Consider the following 16,726-nt stretch of genomic DNA (forward strand, 5'->3'; position numbering starts at 1 on the left):
ATGGATTGGTTATTTTTGTTACTGGACGATATGTTTTTCGCCGCTATTCCGGCGGTAGGCTTTGCGTTGGTCTTTAATGTGCCGCCGAAAGCGTTGAAATACTGCGCCTTGCTCGGTGCTTTGGGACACGTCACCCGCACCATTTTAATTCAGTGCAACATCCCCATCGTTTTTGCCACCCTGGTCGGCGCGGCGCTCATCGGCTTCATCGGCGTACATTTATCCCACCGTTATTTGGCACACCCGAAAGTGTTCACCGTCGCCGCCATTATCCCGATGATTCCTGGCGTGCAGGCATATAAGGCGATGATCGCCATCGTGCAAATTCACCATTACGGCTTCTCCGACGCCTTATTTGAGCAGATGATCGCCTCCTTCATCAGCACCACGTTTATTCTCGGTGCGCTGGTTTTCGGCTTGGCATTACCTGGCTTACTGTTCTATCGGGAAAAACCTGTGGTATAGTAACCGCACTTTAACCCGTTAAATACATTAGGAAATACAATGCGTTTAAGCCTGATTGTCGCCATGACCAAAAACCATGTCATCGGCAAAGATAACCAAATGCCATGGCACCTGCCCGCCGACCTCGCCTGGTTTCGCCAAAATACCACCGGCAAACCCGTCATCATGGGACGCAAAACCTTTGAAAGCATCGGTCGCCCATTACCGAAACGTACCAACATCGTGCTTTCCCGCCAACCTTTCGTGCACGACGGCATTATTTGGAAAGACAGCCTGGAAAGTGCGGTGGATTTTGTCATCGATTCCGACGAAATCATGCTCATCGGCGGCGGTCAGCTGTTCAAGCAATATTTACCGCAGGCGACCCGCCTTTACCTCACCGAAATCCAAACTGAACTGGAAGGCGACACCTTCTTCCCGCCTATTGATTGGAACCACTGGAACATTGAATTTGAACAATACCGCCCCGCCGACGAACAAAATCCTTACGATTGTCGTTTTATGATTTTGGTGCGGAAAGGGTAAATTCACAGAAAAGTGCGGTGGATTTTCGCAGCGTTTTTAAAAAGGGAATGCAGAGGAGACACCAAACTGTCTCTTAAAAGCAGAACAATTCGGGCGGATACAACACCCACCAAACAAACTCAATCCTTATGATTACTTTCCTCCAAATCCCTCCTAAAAGACACCATCAGTTGATCGATTTTAAAGTTCTCGGTGTCGATGATTTCAAATTTGTAGCGGCCGTATAACACAAAATCGGTTTTTTTCGGGATTTTACGTAGCATATACATCATAAAACCGGCGATGGTTTCGTAATTTTCATCGTGCGGGAAGACTTCAATATCCAAGGCGCGTTTCACATCTTCCAGCGGTGTGGCGCCGTCCACCAACCAAGAATCTTCGTCGCGGCGGATAATCTGTTCTTCTTCGCTGGATACCAACTCGCCCATGACGATACTCATCACATCGTTTAAGGTAACAATGCCCACCACCAGCGCATATTCGTTGACGATAACGGCAAAATCTTCGCCGGTGGATTTAAATAATTCGAGCACCTCATACAAAGACAAAGTATCAGGCACGAACAGCGGTTTGCGCAACAAACGATTGTCGGTGAGCTGCACCTGTTCCTCTTTCAGGAACAGTGTCAGCAAACTGTGCGATTCCACATAACCTAAAATATGATCCAAGCCCTGATCGCAAATAAGCAGTTTGGAATGGGAATTTTTCGTGAGCGTGTCCAGCACTTGCTGGCGGGTAAAAGTGCGGTCTAAAAAAATGATATTTTCGCGGGTGGTCATGGTGGAGGTGACCGTGCGTTGCTGCATATCGAAAATATTCTCGATGAGATAATGTTCCTGCGCTTTTAACACGCCTGCCTCCGCGCCGGCATCCACCACTGCCACGATGTCTTCGGAGGTCATACTTTCTTCGCGCACGGTAGATACTTTAAAAATACGGAAAATGAAATTGGCGACGGAATCGAACACCCACACAATAGGTTTCAATAAGAAAATGCAGATTTGCATAATCCGCACCGTGCGCAATGCCACCACTTCGGGGTTGGTCATTGCCAGGCGTTTAGGCATGAGATCCGCCAGCAAAATAAAGGAAGCGGTCACGATAAAAAACGCAATCCAGGAAGCGGCGCTTTCCACCCACGCAGCATCGGTATATTGATGAATAACGTGTTGCAAGTGCACCCGAATGGTCGCTTCGCCGATCACCCCGCCTAACACGGCGACCATATTCAAGCCGATTTGCACCACAGTAATGAAGCGCCCCGGTTGCTCTTGCAGTTTGAGCACCATGGCGGCTTTCGTGTTACCTTCGTTGACCATGTTTTGCAATTTAATCCGACGCGCCCCCGCCAGGGAAATTTCAGCAGAAGACACAACGGCACTGATGATAATTAATAAAATTAAAACTAAAATCGCGGTAAATAAACTCATAAGATTTCAATTCATTGATGTAAATAAAGATAAAGTGCGGTCGGTTTTTAAAACGTTTTTCAACCGCACCGAAGAAAGGAAAAAGGAACGTTAGTTTTCGCTGTCGAACCAACCGCGCACAAATTGCACAGAGAAGAATAAGGTGAACAGCAAAATCACGTAGAAAATATAGGCGAAAATCGGATGGTTTGGCGATTCGCCTTCTGCCAGAGCTTCTACCGACAAAGCATTCGGAAATTCGTTAAATACGGTAATGCGCCAGCCGTAGTATTTCATTTGTACGGTTTTCTGTTCGTTACCCAATGCCTGCGCCTCCGCCTGCAAATTCGCGGAACCGAATTTAAAATAGAACGGGAAGCCCCAGCCGGTGTCTTCGTTACGATATACCCGCACTTTGCCGTCCGGATGTTGGGTGTTGATAAAATACACGTCGCGGGTCGGTCCGTCCGCCGGATTGGTTTTAGTAATTAACCCGTCTTTATCCATCCGTTTCACTTCCACGCCGGTGACCTGCGTCACATCATAGCGCGGGAACACATAGTGCACGGTGGCGAACAAAAACAGGTGAAAAACCAAAATCACCGTAATGAAAAAATATTTAAAAAATTTACGCATTATTCCGTCCTTTTTCCGACTCGTTTGAACCTCATTGTACCTGAATTTTAAATAAACGCTCGAAGTTTTGCGTAGTGATTTGCGCCATTTCCTGCACCGAAACGCCTTTCAACGCCGCCACATATTCGCACACTTCACGGGTGTAAGCCGGTTGATTTTGTTTGCCGCGATAAGGCACCGGCGCCAAATACGGCGAATCGGTTTCCACCAGTAAACAATCTAATGGCAATTTACGCACCACATCGCGAATTTCCTCGGCATTTTTAAAGGTAACGATGCCTGAAATAGAAATATAAAAGCCCAAATCCAAGGCTTGTTTTGCCATGTCGTAATTTTCCGTAAAACAATGCAAAACGCCACCGCACTTTTCCGCATGATTGTCGCGCAACAGGCTCATGGTGTCCTCGCGGGCTTCGCGGGTGTGAATAATCACCGGCTTATTTAACTGATTGGCAACTTCAATCTGGCTGGCAAACACCGCCTGTTGCTGCGCCTTGTTTTCTGCGCTGTAATAATAATCCAAGCCGATTTCGCCGATGGCGACCACTTTCGGATCCTGCGCCAAATGTAGCAAACGGGCGGCGTCGTAAGGTTCTTCCTCAAAATCCAAAGGGTGCACGCCGCACGCCAAAGAGACGTTATCAAATTTAACCAATTCGGGATAGGCTTTCTCGAAACGGCTTAACGTTACGCCGATTGCCAATAAATGCTTCACATCGCGGGCGTTAGCTTTTGCCACTACATCGGCGATATTTTCATGTAATTTTTCGTAATCCAACGCATCCAAATGGCAATGGGAATCCACAATAAACATATTTTATCCTTCAAACACTTCGGTAATTAAACGGGTCAGCCCGTCCAATAAAATTAATTCCTGATTTAACGCATTATTCGCCGCCAAATCCGACCGCACTTTGCCGACGATCTGCGTCGCTTTTAACAATGCCGGAGCGGACAGCCCTTGGCTGAATTGAATCACGCCCCGTTCAATATCCCGACAAATCCAGTTTTCCTGAATAGCCAATTTATTTTTCAGACTATCACTCAAAAACGCCAACAGCCAATCCAGTTGTTGCAACAGAATCTCTTTATTAAAAAACGGCAACAATTCCAACGGCGAACGACGACGATAAAACAACCAGAATTGACGTAAAAACTCGCGCCGTTGTTCCGGCAGATGCTGCGTCAACATGGCAAGCGCCAACAGCGGGCGACCATAATTTACCAAAAGTGCGGTCAGAATTTCCGGCGTTTCGACAGACGTTTGTGCCTGCAACCAGTGCAACGCAGTATCCGTCGCCGGCGGCAGAAGATTCCACACTTGGCAACGGCTATAAATGGTGGGCAACAGCGCCTTTTGCATATCATTCTGCAAAATGAAATAGGTGTTCGGGCGGGGTTCTTCCAAGGTTTTCAAAATAGCATTGGCGGCAGATTCCGTCAGGCGATGCGCCTGTTCAATATAAATCACTTTATTGCCGTTTTGTTGCGCGTGCTGACTTGCCTGTTCATTCATGGCACGAATTTGATCTACACCGATGTCTTTATTTTCAATGGGCGCAATATGCTGGAAATCAGGGTGACTGTTCGCCTGCATCAAATGACAGGCATGGCATTCGCCGCAAGGTTCCGCGCTCTTTGGCGTTAAGCACATCAAACGTTGCGCCAAAAGGCGGCAAAGCTGTTCTGCGCCCAAACCTTCATCGGCACGAATCAGCAACGCATGATGCCCCAGCCCTTCCTCAAAAGCCTGCGTGATTTTCTGATAAACGGGCGTAAGCCAAGGGTATAACGTGATCATCTTGAAAGAGAAACCCACCAATTTTTGACCGCACTTTGAATGTCCGCCCGCACCTGCTCAACAGGTTGCGCCGCGTCAATGATCACCGCCTTCGGATTGTCTTTCACCAGTTCCAGATAACGGGCGCGGGTGCGGTGGAAAAAATCCGGATTTTGCTGTTCGATACGATCCAGTTCACCCCGTCCGCGCGCGCGCGCTAAGCCGATCTCCGGATCAATGTCTAAATAAAGGGTCAAATCCGGTTCAAAATCGCCCAATACGGTTTGCTTTAAGCTACTTAAAAGATCCTTGCCCAACTGACGACCACCGCCCTGATAAGCCTGTGAGGACATATCATGGCGATCGCCCACCACCCATTTGCCTTGTGCCAAAGCAGGCTTGATCACATTTTCCACCAACTGCACGCGCGCCGCATACAGCATGAGTAATTCCGCTTTATCGGTCACCGGCTCTTCGTTTTCATGTTTAATGAGATGGCGTAGCTTTTCCGCCAACGGTGTGCCGCCCGGCTCGCGGGTAGAGATGACTTCCCCAACACCTAACGTTTTTAACGTATCCACAACGCATTGATGAGCGGTGCTTTTGCCTGCGCCTTCCAAGCCTTCAATGACAATAAATTTGCCTACCATATTATTTTCCGTTTTGTTCGCGGTACCAGCGCAAATATTGCTGCACCGCTTTGTTATGTTCGTTTAAATTACGACTGAATTTGTGTCCCCCCGTGCCGTCTGCCACGAAATAATAAAACGCCGTTTGCGCCGGATGTGCCACCGCCTGTAACGCCTCTTCACTCGGCATCGCAATCGGTGTCGGCGGCAAGCCGTCAATCACATAGGTGTTATAAGGCGTTGGCGTTTCCAAATCTTTTTTGCGAATATTGCCGTTGTAGTCGTCGCCCATGCCGTAAATGACGGTCGGATCGGTTTGCAGCTTCATTTTGGCTTTTAACCGATTAATGAATACCGACGCCACTTGTGGGCGTTCTGCAGCAATGCCGGTTTCTTTTTCCACGATGGACGCGAGGATCAGCATTTCGTAAGGGTTCGCCAACGGCAGATCTTTATCACGCTCCTGCCATGCTTTATCCAGGGCTTTTTTCATGCGTTCGGCGGAACGTTGCAGAAGCTCCAAATCGGTGGAATTCGGCGTGTAATTATAGGTGTCGGGATACAACCAGCCTTCGATTTTCAGCCATTCGTACACCTCTTGCGCCACATCGGGAATTGCCAATAAGTGAAAAATTTCCTGCTCGGATTTATCTTTTAGGGTTTGCTTTAAGTGCGGTGCGTTTTCCAAGCGTTTTCGCCAGGTTTTAAAGGTATTGCCTTCAATGAACTGCACGTTAAATTGCGCTTCTTTACCGGAATTGAGAAGCTTCAGCAAATCTTCCACAGTTTTGACGTTATCCAAGGCATAAGTGCCCGCTTTCACCTTGTTAAATTCCGGATAAATTTTCAACACCCAAGGCAGGAGTGCGGCATTTTCTAAAAGATGTTCGTTTTGCAGCAAAGTCACCAGTTTGCTACCCGTGGTGCCGCGTTCCACGGTGAATAGCCGGTCTTTTTGCACATTCACCGGTTGCTGCACAAACTGTTGCAACTGCCGGTATCCCCAAAATCCTGCGCCGGCAAGAAGAACAAGTAAAAACAAAAGAAATAAACAAAATTTTTTCATAAGCGTTATCGTAAGATGATGAAATTCTCTATGGAAATTATGACAAAAAGTGGCGGGATTATAGCATAAAACCGTGCTTTAAAGAAAACGCGCCTTGTCGAAACAAGGCTCGGTGTTATCGGTATTATTTCCCATGGATTAAATGGCATCCTCATTTTCTTCGCCCGTGCGGATACGAATCACCCGTTCCACCTCGTACACAAAAATCTTGCCATCACCGATTTTGCCCGTTTGTGCTGTATCAATAATGGCGTCCAAGCATCGGTCTAACAAATCATTGGGCACCACAACTTCCATTTTCACTTTCGGTAGAAAATCCACCATATATTCGGCACCGCGATACAATTCCGTATGCCCTTTTTGCCGCCCGAAACCGCGCACCTCAGTCACCGTCATGCCGGTAATGCCAATGTCCGACAAGGCTTCACGCACATCGTCCAGTTTAAACGGTTTTATAATCGCTTCGATTTTTTTCATGATGATCGCTCCTTAAAAAATACTCAAAAAAATAACCGCACTTGTAAGCTATACCAACTTAGCCCCGACATTTTGTTATACCAGCAACAATTCAATATCCATATCATGGATTGCTTCTTTTGTATTAGGCAATAAATTCTTATCACAAATAATCGTATTGAAAACGCTTAAGGCTGCAATTTTGAAGGTGGCAACTTTGCCGTATTTTGAAGAGTCTGAGACTAAGATCCGCTTATTGCTTGACTCAATTATCGTTTTTTTCACCGGTAGCTTCATTTCATCCGGCGTAGTTAAGCCCGTCAATGTCCAAGAAGAGGTAGAGATAAAAGCAATGTCAACCGACAGCTGACGTAAAAACTGCCCAGCCAGTTCCCCTACCGAAGAGTGATTGAGTTTATTCACCGAACCGCCAATATGGATTAATTGGCATTTGCCGCTGGTCATTAAAAAATGTGTAATGGAGAAATCATTGGTTATGACTAATAAATCATCGCGTTCAATAATACGATAGGCAATTTCCAACGTTGTCGTGCCGGCATCCAAATAAATCGTAGTATTAGATGGAATCAACTTTGCCGCCTGCTCGCCGATTTTTTCTTTCTGATCATGAAATAATAACGATTTGTCCTGATGTGTAGGCTCAAAGGACAAATGTTCATGTATTTTCACACCACCGGATACTGAGACAACCTTCCCCATCTCTTCTAATTTTTGAATATCACGACGAATTGTCATGTGTGAAACATTGAGCGATTCCATTAATTTTGAAATGCTCACAATACCTTTTTGGTTAATTAAATTGAGTAATAATTTTTGTCGCTCTGCAGGAATCATAACCCCTCCAAAAAATTTTCGTCATTATATCTCTTTTTGTTTATTTTGTTGTTATTCCATTCATTTTTCACATAAAATAACAAAAATAAATAATAATGTTAAATTTTGTGACATTGCTCACGTTTTTTTATTTTAAGATCCGGCAGAATGGATACCGTTAGATCAACAAACTTTATTATTTGGAGAAATACCATGACAAACAAATCATATTCTGTTGCTATTGTTGGGCTGGGTGCAATGGGCATGGGGGCGGCTCAGTCTTGTATAAGAGCCGGATTGACGACCTATGGTGTAGATCTTAACCCAAAAGCACTTGAAAAATTAAAAACTGATGGCGCACACGCAACCAGCCAAAGTGCGGTCGATTTTGCGGATAAATTAGATGCAGTTTTGTTGCTTGTAGTAAATGCTGTGCAAGTCAATTCGGTGCTATTTGGTGAAAATGGTTTAGCGGCTAAGTTAAATAAAGGAACCGCTGTCATGGTTTCCTCAACCATTTCTGCCCAAGATGCGAAAGCGATTTCACAAAAATTAACAGATTTGGGGTTAGTTATGTTAGATGCGCCGGTTTCCGGTGGCGCGGCAAAAGCAGCATTGGGTGAGATGACAGTAATGGCATCAGGTTCTGCACAGGCTTTTGAAAAATTACAACCGGTGTTAGATGCCGTTGCGGGTAAAGTGTATAACATCGGTGAAGAAATCGGTTTAGGCGCAACCGTGAAAATCATCCACCAGCTGCTTGCCGGTGTGCATATTGCCGCAGGTGCAGAAGCGATGGCGCTTGCAGCCAAAGCAGGGATTCCACTTAATCTGATGTACGATGTGGTGACTAACGCAGCAGGTAATTCATGGATGTTTGAAAATCGTATGAAACACGTGGTGGAAGGAGATTATTCTCCGCTTTCTATGGTAGATATTTTTGTTAAAGATTTAGGTCTCGTAAACGATACGGCGAAATCTTTGCACTTCCCACTTCACCTCGCAAGTACCGCCTATTCAATGTTTACTGAAGCGAGTAATGCAGGCTATGGCAAAGAAGATGACAGCGCTGTGATTAAAATTTTCAGTGGTATCGAATTACCGAAAAAAGGAGCGTAATGATGTTAGGTGTAATTGCTGATGATTTCACCGGCGCAAGCGATATTGCCAGTTTCTTAGTTGAAAATGGCTTGCATACGGTACAAATGAATGGCGTGCCAAACGCGCCATTAACAGAAAAAGTGGATGCCATTGTCATCGGTTTAAAATCTCGTTCCAACCCGGTGAATGAAGCTATTGAACAATCATTGCAGGCGCTTCACTGGCTACAAAAGAGCGGTTGTTCTAAGTTCTATTTTAAATATTGTTCCACCTTTGATAGCACACCAAAAGGCAATATTGGTCCTGTAACGGATGCCTTGTTAGAAGCACTTGATGATGATTTTACCGTAATCACGCCGGCTTTGCCTGTCAATGGCAGAACGATCTTTAACGGTTATTTATTCGTCGGTAATGTGTTGCTTAATGAATCCGGCATGCGTGATCACCCGATTACACCGATGAAAGACGCCAATCTTATACGTTTAATGGATGCGCAAGCAAAAGGTAAAACCGGTTTAGTGAGTTATGCAGATGTGATTCAAGGTGCTGAGCACCTGAAGGCTTGTTTCACCCGGTTGAAGCAAGCCGGCTTCCGCTACGCTGTTGTGGATGCCGTGGATAATAGTCAACTTGCTGTTTTGGCAGAAGCCGTCAGTGAATTGAAATTAGTCACAGGTGGTTCCGGTTTAGGGGCTTATATGGCAGCAAGATTAAGTGGCGGCAAAAAAGCCACAGATGCTTTTGTACCGAAAAAAGGACGAAGCGTGATTCTTTCCGGTTCTTGTTCTGTGATGACGAATAAACAAGTGAATGCCTATAAAGAAAAAGCCACCGCCATTTATTTAGATGTGGAAAAAGCTATTGCGGAATCTAATTATGCGGAAACGTTGTTTGATCAAGTGCAACCTCATTTTTCTGAACCGCTTGCACCAATGGTTTATGCCACCGTGCCACCGGAACAACTGAAACAAATTCAAAGCCGATTTGGTGGTGAACGGGCAAGCCATGCTATTGAGAAAACCTTTGCAAACTTAGCGCAGTTACTAAAAGAAAAAGCCAAGGTGGAAAACTTTATTACTGCGGGTGGAGAAACTTCAAGCATTGTGGTGCAACAACTTGGCTTCACCGGTTTTCAAATTGGCAAACAAATTGCGCCGGGCGTGCCTTGGTTAAAAGTATTGGGAGAATCGACCGCACTTGCATTGAAATCAGGCAACTTCGGCAAAGAAACCTTCTTCGCTGATGCACAAGGAATGATGTTATGAGTGATGGTGAATTAAAAAAAATCATGGTGCGGCTTGGACATTCTTTTTATGAACGTGGCTACACCGTCGGTGGCGCAGGAAATCTCTCCACCCGGCTGGATGGGAATCGAATTTTAGTCACGCCTACCGGTTCTTCACTTGGACGTTTAGAGGAAGCGCGACTTTCCATATTAGATATGGAGGGCAACCTGTTAGAAGGTGATAAACCATCCAAAGAATCCGTCTTTCATTTGGCCATGTATCGCAAAAATCCGGAGTGCAAGGCCATTGTCCACCTTCATTCTAGTTACTTAACTGCGCTTTCTTGTTTAGAAAACCTTGATCCACAAAATGCTATAAAAGCCTTTACGCCTTATTACGTAATGCGAGTCGGAAGCTTACCGGTGATTCCTTATTACCGCCCGGGTTCACCGCGCATAGCGGAAGAATTAGAGGCACGCGCGTTGTCAGGTAAAGCCTTTTTATTGGCAAATCATGGCGTAGTGGTCACGGGTAAGGATTTACTCGATGCCGCCGACAATACCGAAGAATTGGAAGAAGCCGCGAAACTGTTCTTCCTATTGCAAGGGCAACCGATTCGTTATCTCAATGACGATGAAGTGAATGAATTGAAAAACAGGGGGAAATAATTATGCCAAAATTTGCTGCTAATTTAACCATGATGTTCAACGAAGTGCCATTTATTGATCGTTTTGAAGCGGCGGCTAACGCCGGCTTTAAGTATGTCGAGTTTCTCTGGCCTTACGATTACAGTGTTGAAACCATCAGGCAAGAACTGGATAAACATGGTTTAAAGGTCGTTTTATTTAATACTCCGGCAGGCGATGTTTCCAAAGGGGAATGGGGCGTTTCTGCTATTCCCGGGCGTGAGGAACAAAGCCATCAACACATTGATATGGCATTGGAATACGCGCTAGGTCTTGGTTGCCCGAATGTCCATATTATGGCAGCGGTGGTACCGGAAGGGGCGGATAAGTCAGAATATCAACAAATCTTTATTCAGAATATTCGTTATGCATCAGAAAAATTTAAACCGCATGGTGTGAATATTTTACTTGAAGCATTAAGTCCGGAAGTGAAACCGCACTATTTGCTAAAAAGCCAATATGACACCTTAGACATTGTAGAGCGTGTTGAACGCGATAATGTGTTTGTTCAATTAGATTACTTCCATGCTCAAAATGTAGACGGCAATTTATCCCGTTTGACCGACAAATTAAATGGCAAATTTGCGCATGTACAAATTGCTTCCGTACCGGATCGTCATGAACCGGATGAAGGCGAAATCAATTATGAATACCTCTTTAATAAATTAGATGAGATTGGTTACCAAGGTTTCGTAGGCTGTGAGTACAAACCACGGGGTGAAACCTCAAGCGGTCTAGGTTGGTTTGAACAGTATAAATAAGTGATGAAGTGCGGTTGTTTTTTTGAGAGTTTTTAAAACGTCATGAAAATTGACCGCCCTTTTTATATCCATAGCTAAGGAGTTTTGTATGTCTAATGAAATACTTATTCTAATTGGCATAACGAGCGTTGCAGCACTGTTAACCATTATGATTAAAGGGAAAGTACATCCTTTTATTGCTCTTGGGCTTGTTAGTATTACCGTTGCATTAAGTGCCGGCATCCCAACGAATAAAGTCATCCCAACCTTAGTAAGCGGAATGGGAGGAACACTGGGAAATGTCGCTTTAATCGTTGGATTGGGAGCTATGCTTGGAAAGATTATTGAAAAATCGAATGGTGCCGATGTTCTCGCTGCCTGGCTATTGGATAAATTTGGTGAAAAACACGCCGCCTTTGCTTTAGGCGCAACAGGATTCATTTTCGGGATTCCGGTGTTTGTTGATGTTGGTTTTATCGTATTACTACCGATCATTTTCAGTGTGGCACGAAGACTTGGCGGAAATATGCTTGTTTATGCTTTACCTATTGGTCTTTCCATGTTGATGGTACATGTGATGTTACCACCGCATCCGGGGGTTGTCGCCGGTGCTCAAGTATTAAATGCCGATATAGGTTTTGTTCTTGGTATTGGTTTATGCGCTGCATTACCTGCTTACTTACTCGGGCAATTGTTTATTCCCTTTTTCACAAATCGCACATTTATTCATATACCAACTTCAGCAGATTTAATTCAATATCAAAAACAGCTATCTCATGATGCTTCCGGATTACCTAAATTCGGCACGGTTTTAAGCATGATTGTGTTTCCGCTCGTATTAATTATGTTGGGCACGATCACAGCAGTAACTTTACCAAAAGAACATATAATCCGTGAAATTTTTAGCATGGTCGGAAGCTCGCCGTTCGCCTTATTGCTGGCTGTTTGTGTTTCTTCTTATGTATTAGGCTTACGTCGTGGCTGGAATAAAGAAAAGTTAGAAGAAATTCTTAACTCATCTTTGGCACCAATTGCCGGGATTATCTTAATTACAGGTGCCGGCGGGATGTTTGGTAAAGTTTTAGATGCAAGTGGTGTAGGAAAGGCATTGGCTGAGGTACTATCCGGCACCGGATTACATGTTCTTACATTAGGTTTTGTGCTAGCAGCATTATTACGCGCAGCACAAGGTTCTGCGACAGTGGCAATTATTACTACTGCAACAATTCTATCGCCTATTATTACTACTGCCGGATATAGCGGAGTGCGAATCGCATTAATTACAGCAGCTATGGGGGCCGGTTCTATGACATTGTCGCATGTGAACGACAGCCTATTCTGGGTATGGACAAAGTTCTTTGGGATCTCTGTCGCTGACGGATTAAAAACCTGGACTATTCTTACCACGATATACGGAAGTATTGCATTCTTAATTATTAGTTTGATGTGGTTCTTTATTTAACATTTAAAAGTAAGGAAACATTTTATGTTAAGAAAAATATTAATTGCATTTTTATTATTAATTACGGATCTTGGTATTTTGGCGCAAGATGATACTCCTAAAGAAGGAAAACCAATCAATATAATATTACTTGCTGAAGTGACTTCTTCAGGGCAAAAAATTACCGGTTTGGCCTTAGAGTACGAGGATTATGTTTTATCAAGCAGTGATTTAAGAAATACATACCAAGTTTTTACGTTGTTAGAACGGCAAGAACAACCTCGAACCATAATTCGTGCATATGTAAATAATTTACCGGAGAAAACTCCGCAGGCTAAATCAGGGAAGTTTGTCATTATTGAATTCGATGATAGAGATACTAACGCTAATTTATACTCACTTATTATTGATAATAAGAACCCTATGAAGTTTAGAGCAAAAGATCAATCAGGTCATATCATTGAGATCGAAAAAGTTCAGTCAACAAAAATCCCACAATATTATGACGAAAAATTAGTTTATAAAATTAAGCAAATAGGATATGTGAAACTTTCTAATGGCAAGACTATTGATCGAAATGAAGTTATTCAAAATGCAGAAAGAAAGAACGTTAGAACTTTATTTATTGATGATTTTTCTGAACAGGTTGTTGCGCTAAATGAAAATAACCTTTTGCCGAGGAACGCTCGAATCAAACAATTCTTTAATGCCCCACTCAGAATTGTTGGTTTAGATTCAAGTCAAGTCACTTGTATTGCTGAAGTTTTTGATTAAAAGTATTAAAAATCAATGTGATTTGAAAATATAAAAAGGTAAATAAGATGATAAGAAAAAGTTTTGTGTGGGGTGGTTTATTTTTAATTTTCACGTTCATAAGCGCTTATGTAGCCGCTTTAGTTGAACGAGATTTTGGTCAGCTTGAGATCTCTACCATATCCTTTATGACAGAAGAACAACAGCCAATGGTGGCAAAATTGTATCGCCCACAATCTGCAACAGATAAAACACCTAAACCCGGCTTATTGGCATTGCATGGCTATCAAAGCGATAAAGAAGCAACCAATACTTTTGGGGCATTGGAATTAGCAAAACGTGGTTTCGTTGTTCTTGCAATTGATCATTTTGGTCATGGCTATTCAACTAAATTACCTGCGTCAAATAAAAATATGAGTGGTGCAAATAATGGTTATCAATATTTGAAATCTTTACCTTTTGTAGATAGTCGGCGATTAGGTATTTTTGGTCATTCAACAGGTGCCTTAAATGCTATTCGTGTCGCTCAGTTAAATCCTGATCACAAAGCGATAAATGGTCAAAGTAGTAACGGTGGAGATCCCGGTCTCCATAATTATCTCCTTACTCAGGGATTGTATGAGGAAATAGCCGGTTATCGTGAAAAATCTTTTCCGGTTAAAGAGTTAGCTAAAAATACCAACCGTCTAAAAGCATTTTCATTGGAAAAAAGTGGTGGTTTACAATGGGATCATACTTATGGAAACTTTACTGACGGTTCAGCAAGACGAGTGGCTTTAGTAGAGGGTACTCATTTAGGTGTGATGGTTTCATCACATACCAATAAAGAGGCAATTTTATGGTTTAATCAAGCTTTACAACAAGGACAACAAGATGCCGATTGGATTGAACCTGAACAACAGACATATTGGTATAAAGAGATTGCAGGATTATTTGCGTTATCTTTTGCGGTTATTTCTGCGTTATGTTTAGCGGCAGGCTTACTGAAGAATCCTTATTTCTCTGCCGTGACACAAATGCCGTCAAGAAAAGTTGAATTGCCTTCAGGTAAATGGGTTCATTTCGCTATGTGCAATATTATTGCGACAATGATATTGTATCCATTGTTCACGCAATGGGGAGGCGCTAATGAACCTATTGCATCAATGATTTCATGCCATTGGAGATGGGAAATGGAATTGTCTTATGGTTAGTCGTCAGTGCAATTGTTAATTATCTCTTATTCTTTCTATGGTCCCATAAAAAATCTATTTCTTGGCAGGAATTTGGTATTTTAGCTGGCAAACCAAATATAACGACCTCTCAATTAATCGGGCGCTATTTGATTTTAGCTGCCATATTAGTTAGTTATTTGTATGGGATTGCCTATGTCGTTCATTCTTACTGGCAAGTTGAATTGCGCTTTTTATGGCCGGCATTTAAACCTCTTACACCAGAGCGCTTTGCTTTGTTTCCGATTTACTGGTTATTTATTTTATTCTTCTTTTACTCATTTAATGGGTTAGTTGTCACTGTACAAATGCGTATGAAACAGGCAAAAAATTTCACAATAACCTTGATTGGCTGGACAATTAAAACGAGCTTTTTCGCGGTAAGTGGATTGGTACTTTTATGGTTATTTCACTTTATACCGGATTTTATGCAATTGGGACCGGGCTTTGATTTAATTGGACTTCCACAATTCGGTGGTCGCTGGATGATGATGTTATCAGTGATTATTCCACAATTTATTGTGTTGATTTTAATTAGCCATTGGTGTTATTTAAAAACAGGTTATGTGTATTTAGGCGTTTTTTTAACTTCAATATTAATGACATGGATTATTGTTGGCGGGCAGGTTATAGGGCGTTTCCTTGCCTAAAAAATAAAGATAAATTAAGCAGGCTATGCCGGGTCTCTGTATCCCGATACTTGGTTCAGGTTCGGTATCGAATTTTTTCATTGTGACGGAATAATTGAGATAATATTCCCTGCTCGCCTTGCGTTTCTTTCATGCTTCGCTCTATACTACGGCGATCGTTCCGTTTTACATTACTTACTGCACACAGGACATCTTATGACATACCAGGTTATCGCGTTTGATCTTGACGGTACTTTGCTAAACCGTCAAGGCAGTATTCTTCCCGCTAGCAAACACGCCATTCAACTGGCACGAAAACAAGGCATGAAAGTAGTTTTTGTCACCGGGCGTCATCACACCGCCGTCAAACCTTATTATCATGAAGTGAACTTGGACACGCCGATTATTTGCTGCAACGGAACTTACCTTTACTACCCACAAACCGATGAAGTGAAATTCGCCAACCCGCTTTCCGCCGCACAATGCCATAAAGTGCTCGACATTGCAGATCAATTCGACACCCACTTGCTGATGTATAGCCGCGATGCCATGAACTACACCCGCTTAAATCCGCACATGGAAAAATTCACCCAATGGGCAATGAGCTGCCCGCCTGCCGTGCGCCCAGACGTACGTCTGGTAACGGATTTCAAGGTAATTATTAATAACTCGAAAGAAAATATCTGGAAATTCGTGATTAGCTCGCCTGATCGTCAGGCTATGGAAAGTGCGGTCAAATCCTTGCCTGAATCGGAGTTCAGCTGTGAATGGTCATGGATTGATCGCGTGGATGTTGCCAACAACGGCAACAGTAAAGGTGCACGTCTGCTTGATTTATTAAAGTTATGGAATATTGATCCGCAAAACGTTATCGCCTTCGGCGACAATCATAACGACATCAGTATGCTTACCGCCGTAGGACTCAGCGTTGCCATGGGAAACGCAGAAGATGCCGTAAAAGCACAGGCAAAACGGGTTATCGGTTCAAATGATAGCGACGGCATCGCCCGGTTTATTGAAGAAATACTTGGCTAAAAACCACCGAGAAAATTATGTGGCCAATACCGCTATGCAGCTTGGTACTGCGGAGGTATGTTAGATTTTTTGTCTACTGTGCCGAGTGATACTGAAAAAATAGC

The 16,726-nt window shown here is 43.5% G+C and carries 17 protein-coding genes and 1 pseudogene; 10 read left to right on the top strand and 8 right to left on the bottom strand.

The window, feature by feature from the left end; genetic code table 11:
* Positions 1–465, top strand: a complete 465-nt coding sequence (locus LIN98_RS00915; RefSeq protein ID WP_005544482.1) for a threonine/serine exporter family protein — start codon at positions 1–3, stop codon at positions 463–465.
* A 39-nt stretch (positions 466–504) separates the two neighbouring features.
* Positions 505–990: a type 3 dihydrofolate reductase gene (gene folA, locus LIN98_RS00920; RefSeq protein WP_005547716.1), complete on the top strand. Its 486-nt coding sequence runs from the start codon at positions 505–507 to the stop codon at positions 988–990.
* Between the two features lie 119 nt (positions 991–1,109).
* On the opposite strand, the gene LIN98_RS00925 is transcribed toward folA, so the two are convergent.
* From LIN98_RS00925 to LIN98_RS00960, 8 genes are all read right to left on the bottom strand, one after another.
* Entirely contained in the window at positions 1,110–2,420 is a 1,311-nt protein-coding gene (locus LIN98_RS00925) for a polyamine export protein PaeA (RefSeq protein ID WP_005547718.1), read from the bottom strand.
* A gap of 90 nt (positions 2,421–2,510) precedes the next feature.
* Positions 2,511–3,035: a DUF1523 family protein gene (locus LIN98_RS00930; RefSeq protein ID WP_005547722.1), complete on the bottom strand. Its 525-nt coding sequence runs from the start codon at positions 3,033–3,035 to the stop codon at positions 2,511–2,513.
* Between the two features lie 31 nt (positions 3,036–3,066).
* A complete protein-coding gene (locus LIN98_RS00935; protein ID WP_005547724.1) occupies positions 3,067–3,849 on the bottom strand; it encodes a TatD family hydrolase in 783 nt (260 codons plus the stop codon).
* Between the two features lie 3 nt (positions 3,850–3,852).
* Positions 3,853–4,836 carry a DNA polymerase III subunit delta' gene (locus tag LIN98_RS00940; RefSeq protein WP_249856133.1) on the bottom strand — a complete coding sequence of 328 codons (984 nt, stop codon included), beginning with the start codon at positions 4,834–4,836 and terminating at the stop codon, positions 3,853–3,855.
* Positions 4,833–5,465 (bottom strand): dTMP kinase, encoded by a 633-nt coding sequence (gene tmk / locus LIN98_RS00945; protein WP_005567733.1) that lies wholly within the window; start codon positions 5,463–5,465, stop codon positions 4,833–4,835. The genes LIN98_RS00940 and tmk overlap by 4 nt, the downstream gene beginning before the upstream one ends.
* Before the next feature lies 1 nt (position 5,466).
* Entirely contained in the window at positions 5,467–6,510 is a 1,044-nt protein-coding gene (gene mltG / locus LIN98_RS00950) for an endolytic transglycosylase MltG (protein ID WP_005567730.1), read from the bottom strand.
* Between the two features lie 138 nt (positions 6,511–6,648).
* Positions 6,649–6,987, bottom strand: coding sequence for a nitrogen regulatory protein P-II (gene glnB, locus LIN98_RS00955; protein ID WP_014167462.1), 339 nt, complete (start codon positions 6,985–6,987; stop codon positions 6,649–6,651).
* A gap of 75 nt (positions 6,988–7,062) precedes the next feature.
* Positions 7,063–7,821, bottom strand: a complete 759-nt coding sequence (locus LIN98_RS00960) for a DeoR/GlpR family DNA-binding transcription regulator (protein WP_005538577.1) — start codon at positions 7,819–7,821, stop codon at positions 7,063–7,065.
* Positions 7,822–8,013: 192 nt separating this feature from the next.
* On the opposite strand from LIN98_RS00960, the gene ltnD reads away from it, so the two are divergent.
* From ltnD to LIN98_RS01000, 8 genes and pseudogenes are all read left to right on the top strand, one after another.
* Positions 8,014–8,919, top strand: a complete 906-nt coding sequence (gene ltnD / locus LIN98_RS00965) for an L-threonate dehydrogenase (protein WP_005551831.1) — start codon at positions 8,014–8,016, stop codon at positions 8,917–8,919.
* A 2-nt stretch (positions 8,920–8,921) separates the two neighbouring features.
* Positions 8,922–10,166, top strand: coding sequence for a 3-oxo-tetronate kinase (gene otnK / locus LIN98_RS00970; protein WP_005585951.1), 1,245 nt, complete (start codon positions 8,922–8,924; stop codon positions 10,164–10,166).
* Entirely contained in the window at positions 10,163–10,795 is a 633-nt protein-coding gene (locus LIN98_RS00975; RefSeq protein ID WP_005567720.1) for a 3-oxo-tetronate 4-phosphate decarboxylase, read from the top strand. The genes otnK and LIN98_RS00975 overlap by 4 nt, the downstream gene beginning before the upstream one ends.
* A 2-nt stretch (positions 10,796–10,797) precedes the next feature.
* Positions 10,798–11,574 (top strand): 2-oxo-tetronate isomerase, encoded by a 777-nt coding sequence (gene otnI / locus LIN98_RS00980; RefSeq protein ID WP_005567719.1) that lies wholly within the window; start codon positions 10,798–10,800, stop codon positions 11,572–11,574.
* An 88-nt stretch (positions 11,575–11,662) separates the two neighbouring features.
* A complete protein-coding gene (locus LIN98_RS00985; RefSeq protein WP_005592297.1) occupies positions 11,663–13,015 on the top strand; it encodes a GntT/GntP/DsdX family permease in 1,353 nt (450 codons plus the stop codon).
* Between the two features lie 24 nt (positions 13,016–13,039).
* Positions 13,040–13,768, top strand: coding sequence for a hypothetical protein (locus LIN98_RS00990; protein WP_148326167.1), 729 nt, complete (start codon positions 13,040–13,042; stop codon positions 13,766–13,768).
* Between the two features lie 47 nt (positions 13,769–13,815).
* A pseudogene (locus tag LIN98_RS00995) lies at positions 13,816–15,608 on the top strand (alpha/beta hydrolase).
* Positions 15,609–15,803: 195 nt separating this feature from the next.
* Positions 15,804–16,622, top strand: a complete 819-nt coding sequence (locus LIN98_RS01000) for a pyridoxal phosphatase (RefSeq protein ID WP_005566205.1) — start codon at positions 15,804–15,806, stop codon at positions 16,620–16,622.
* The last annotated feature ends 104 nt before the right edge of the window (positions 16,623–16,726 follow it).

It is taken from the genome of Aggregatibacter actinomycetemcomitans (assembly GCF_023518055.1).
GTDB classification, from domain to species: Bacteria; Pseudomonadota; Gammaproteobacteria; order Enterobacterales; family Pasteurellaceae; genus Aggregatibacter; species Aggregatibacter actinomycetemcomitans.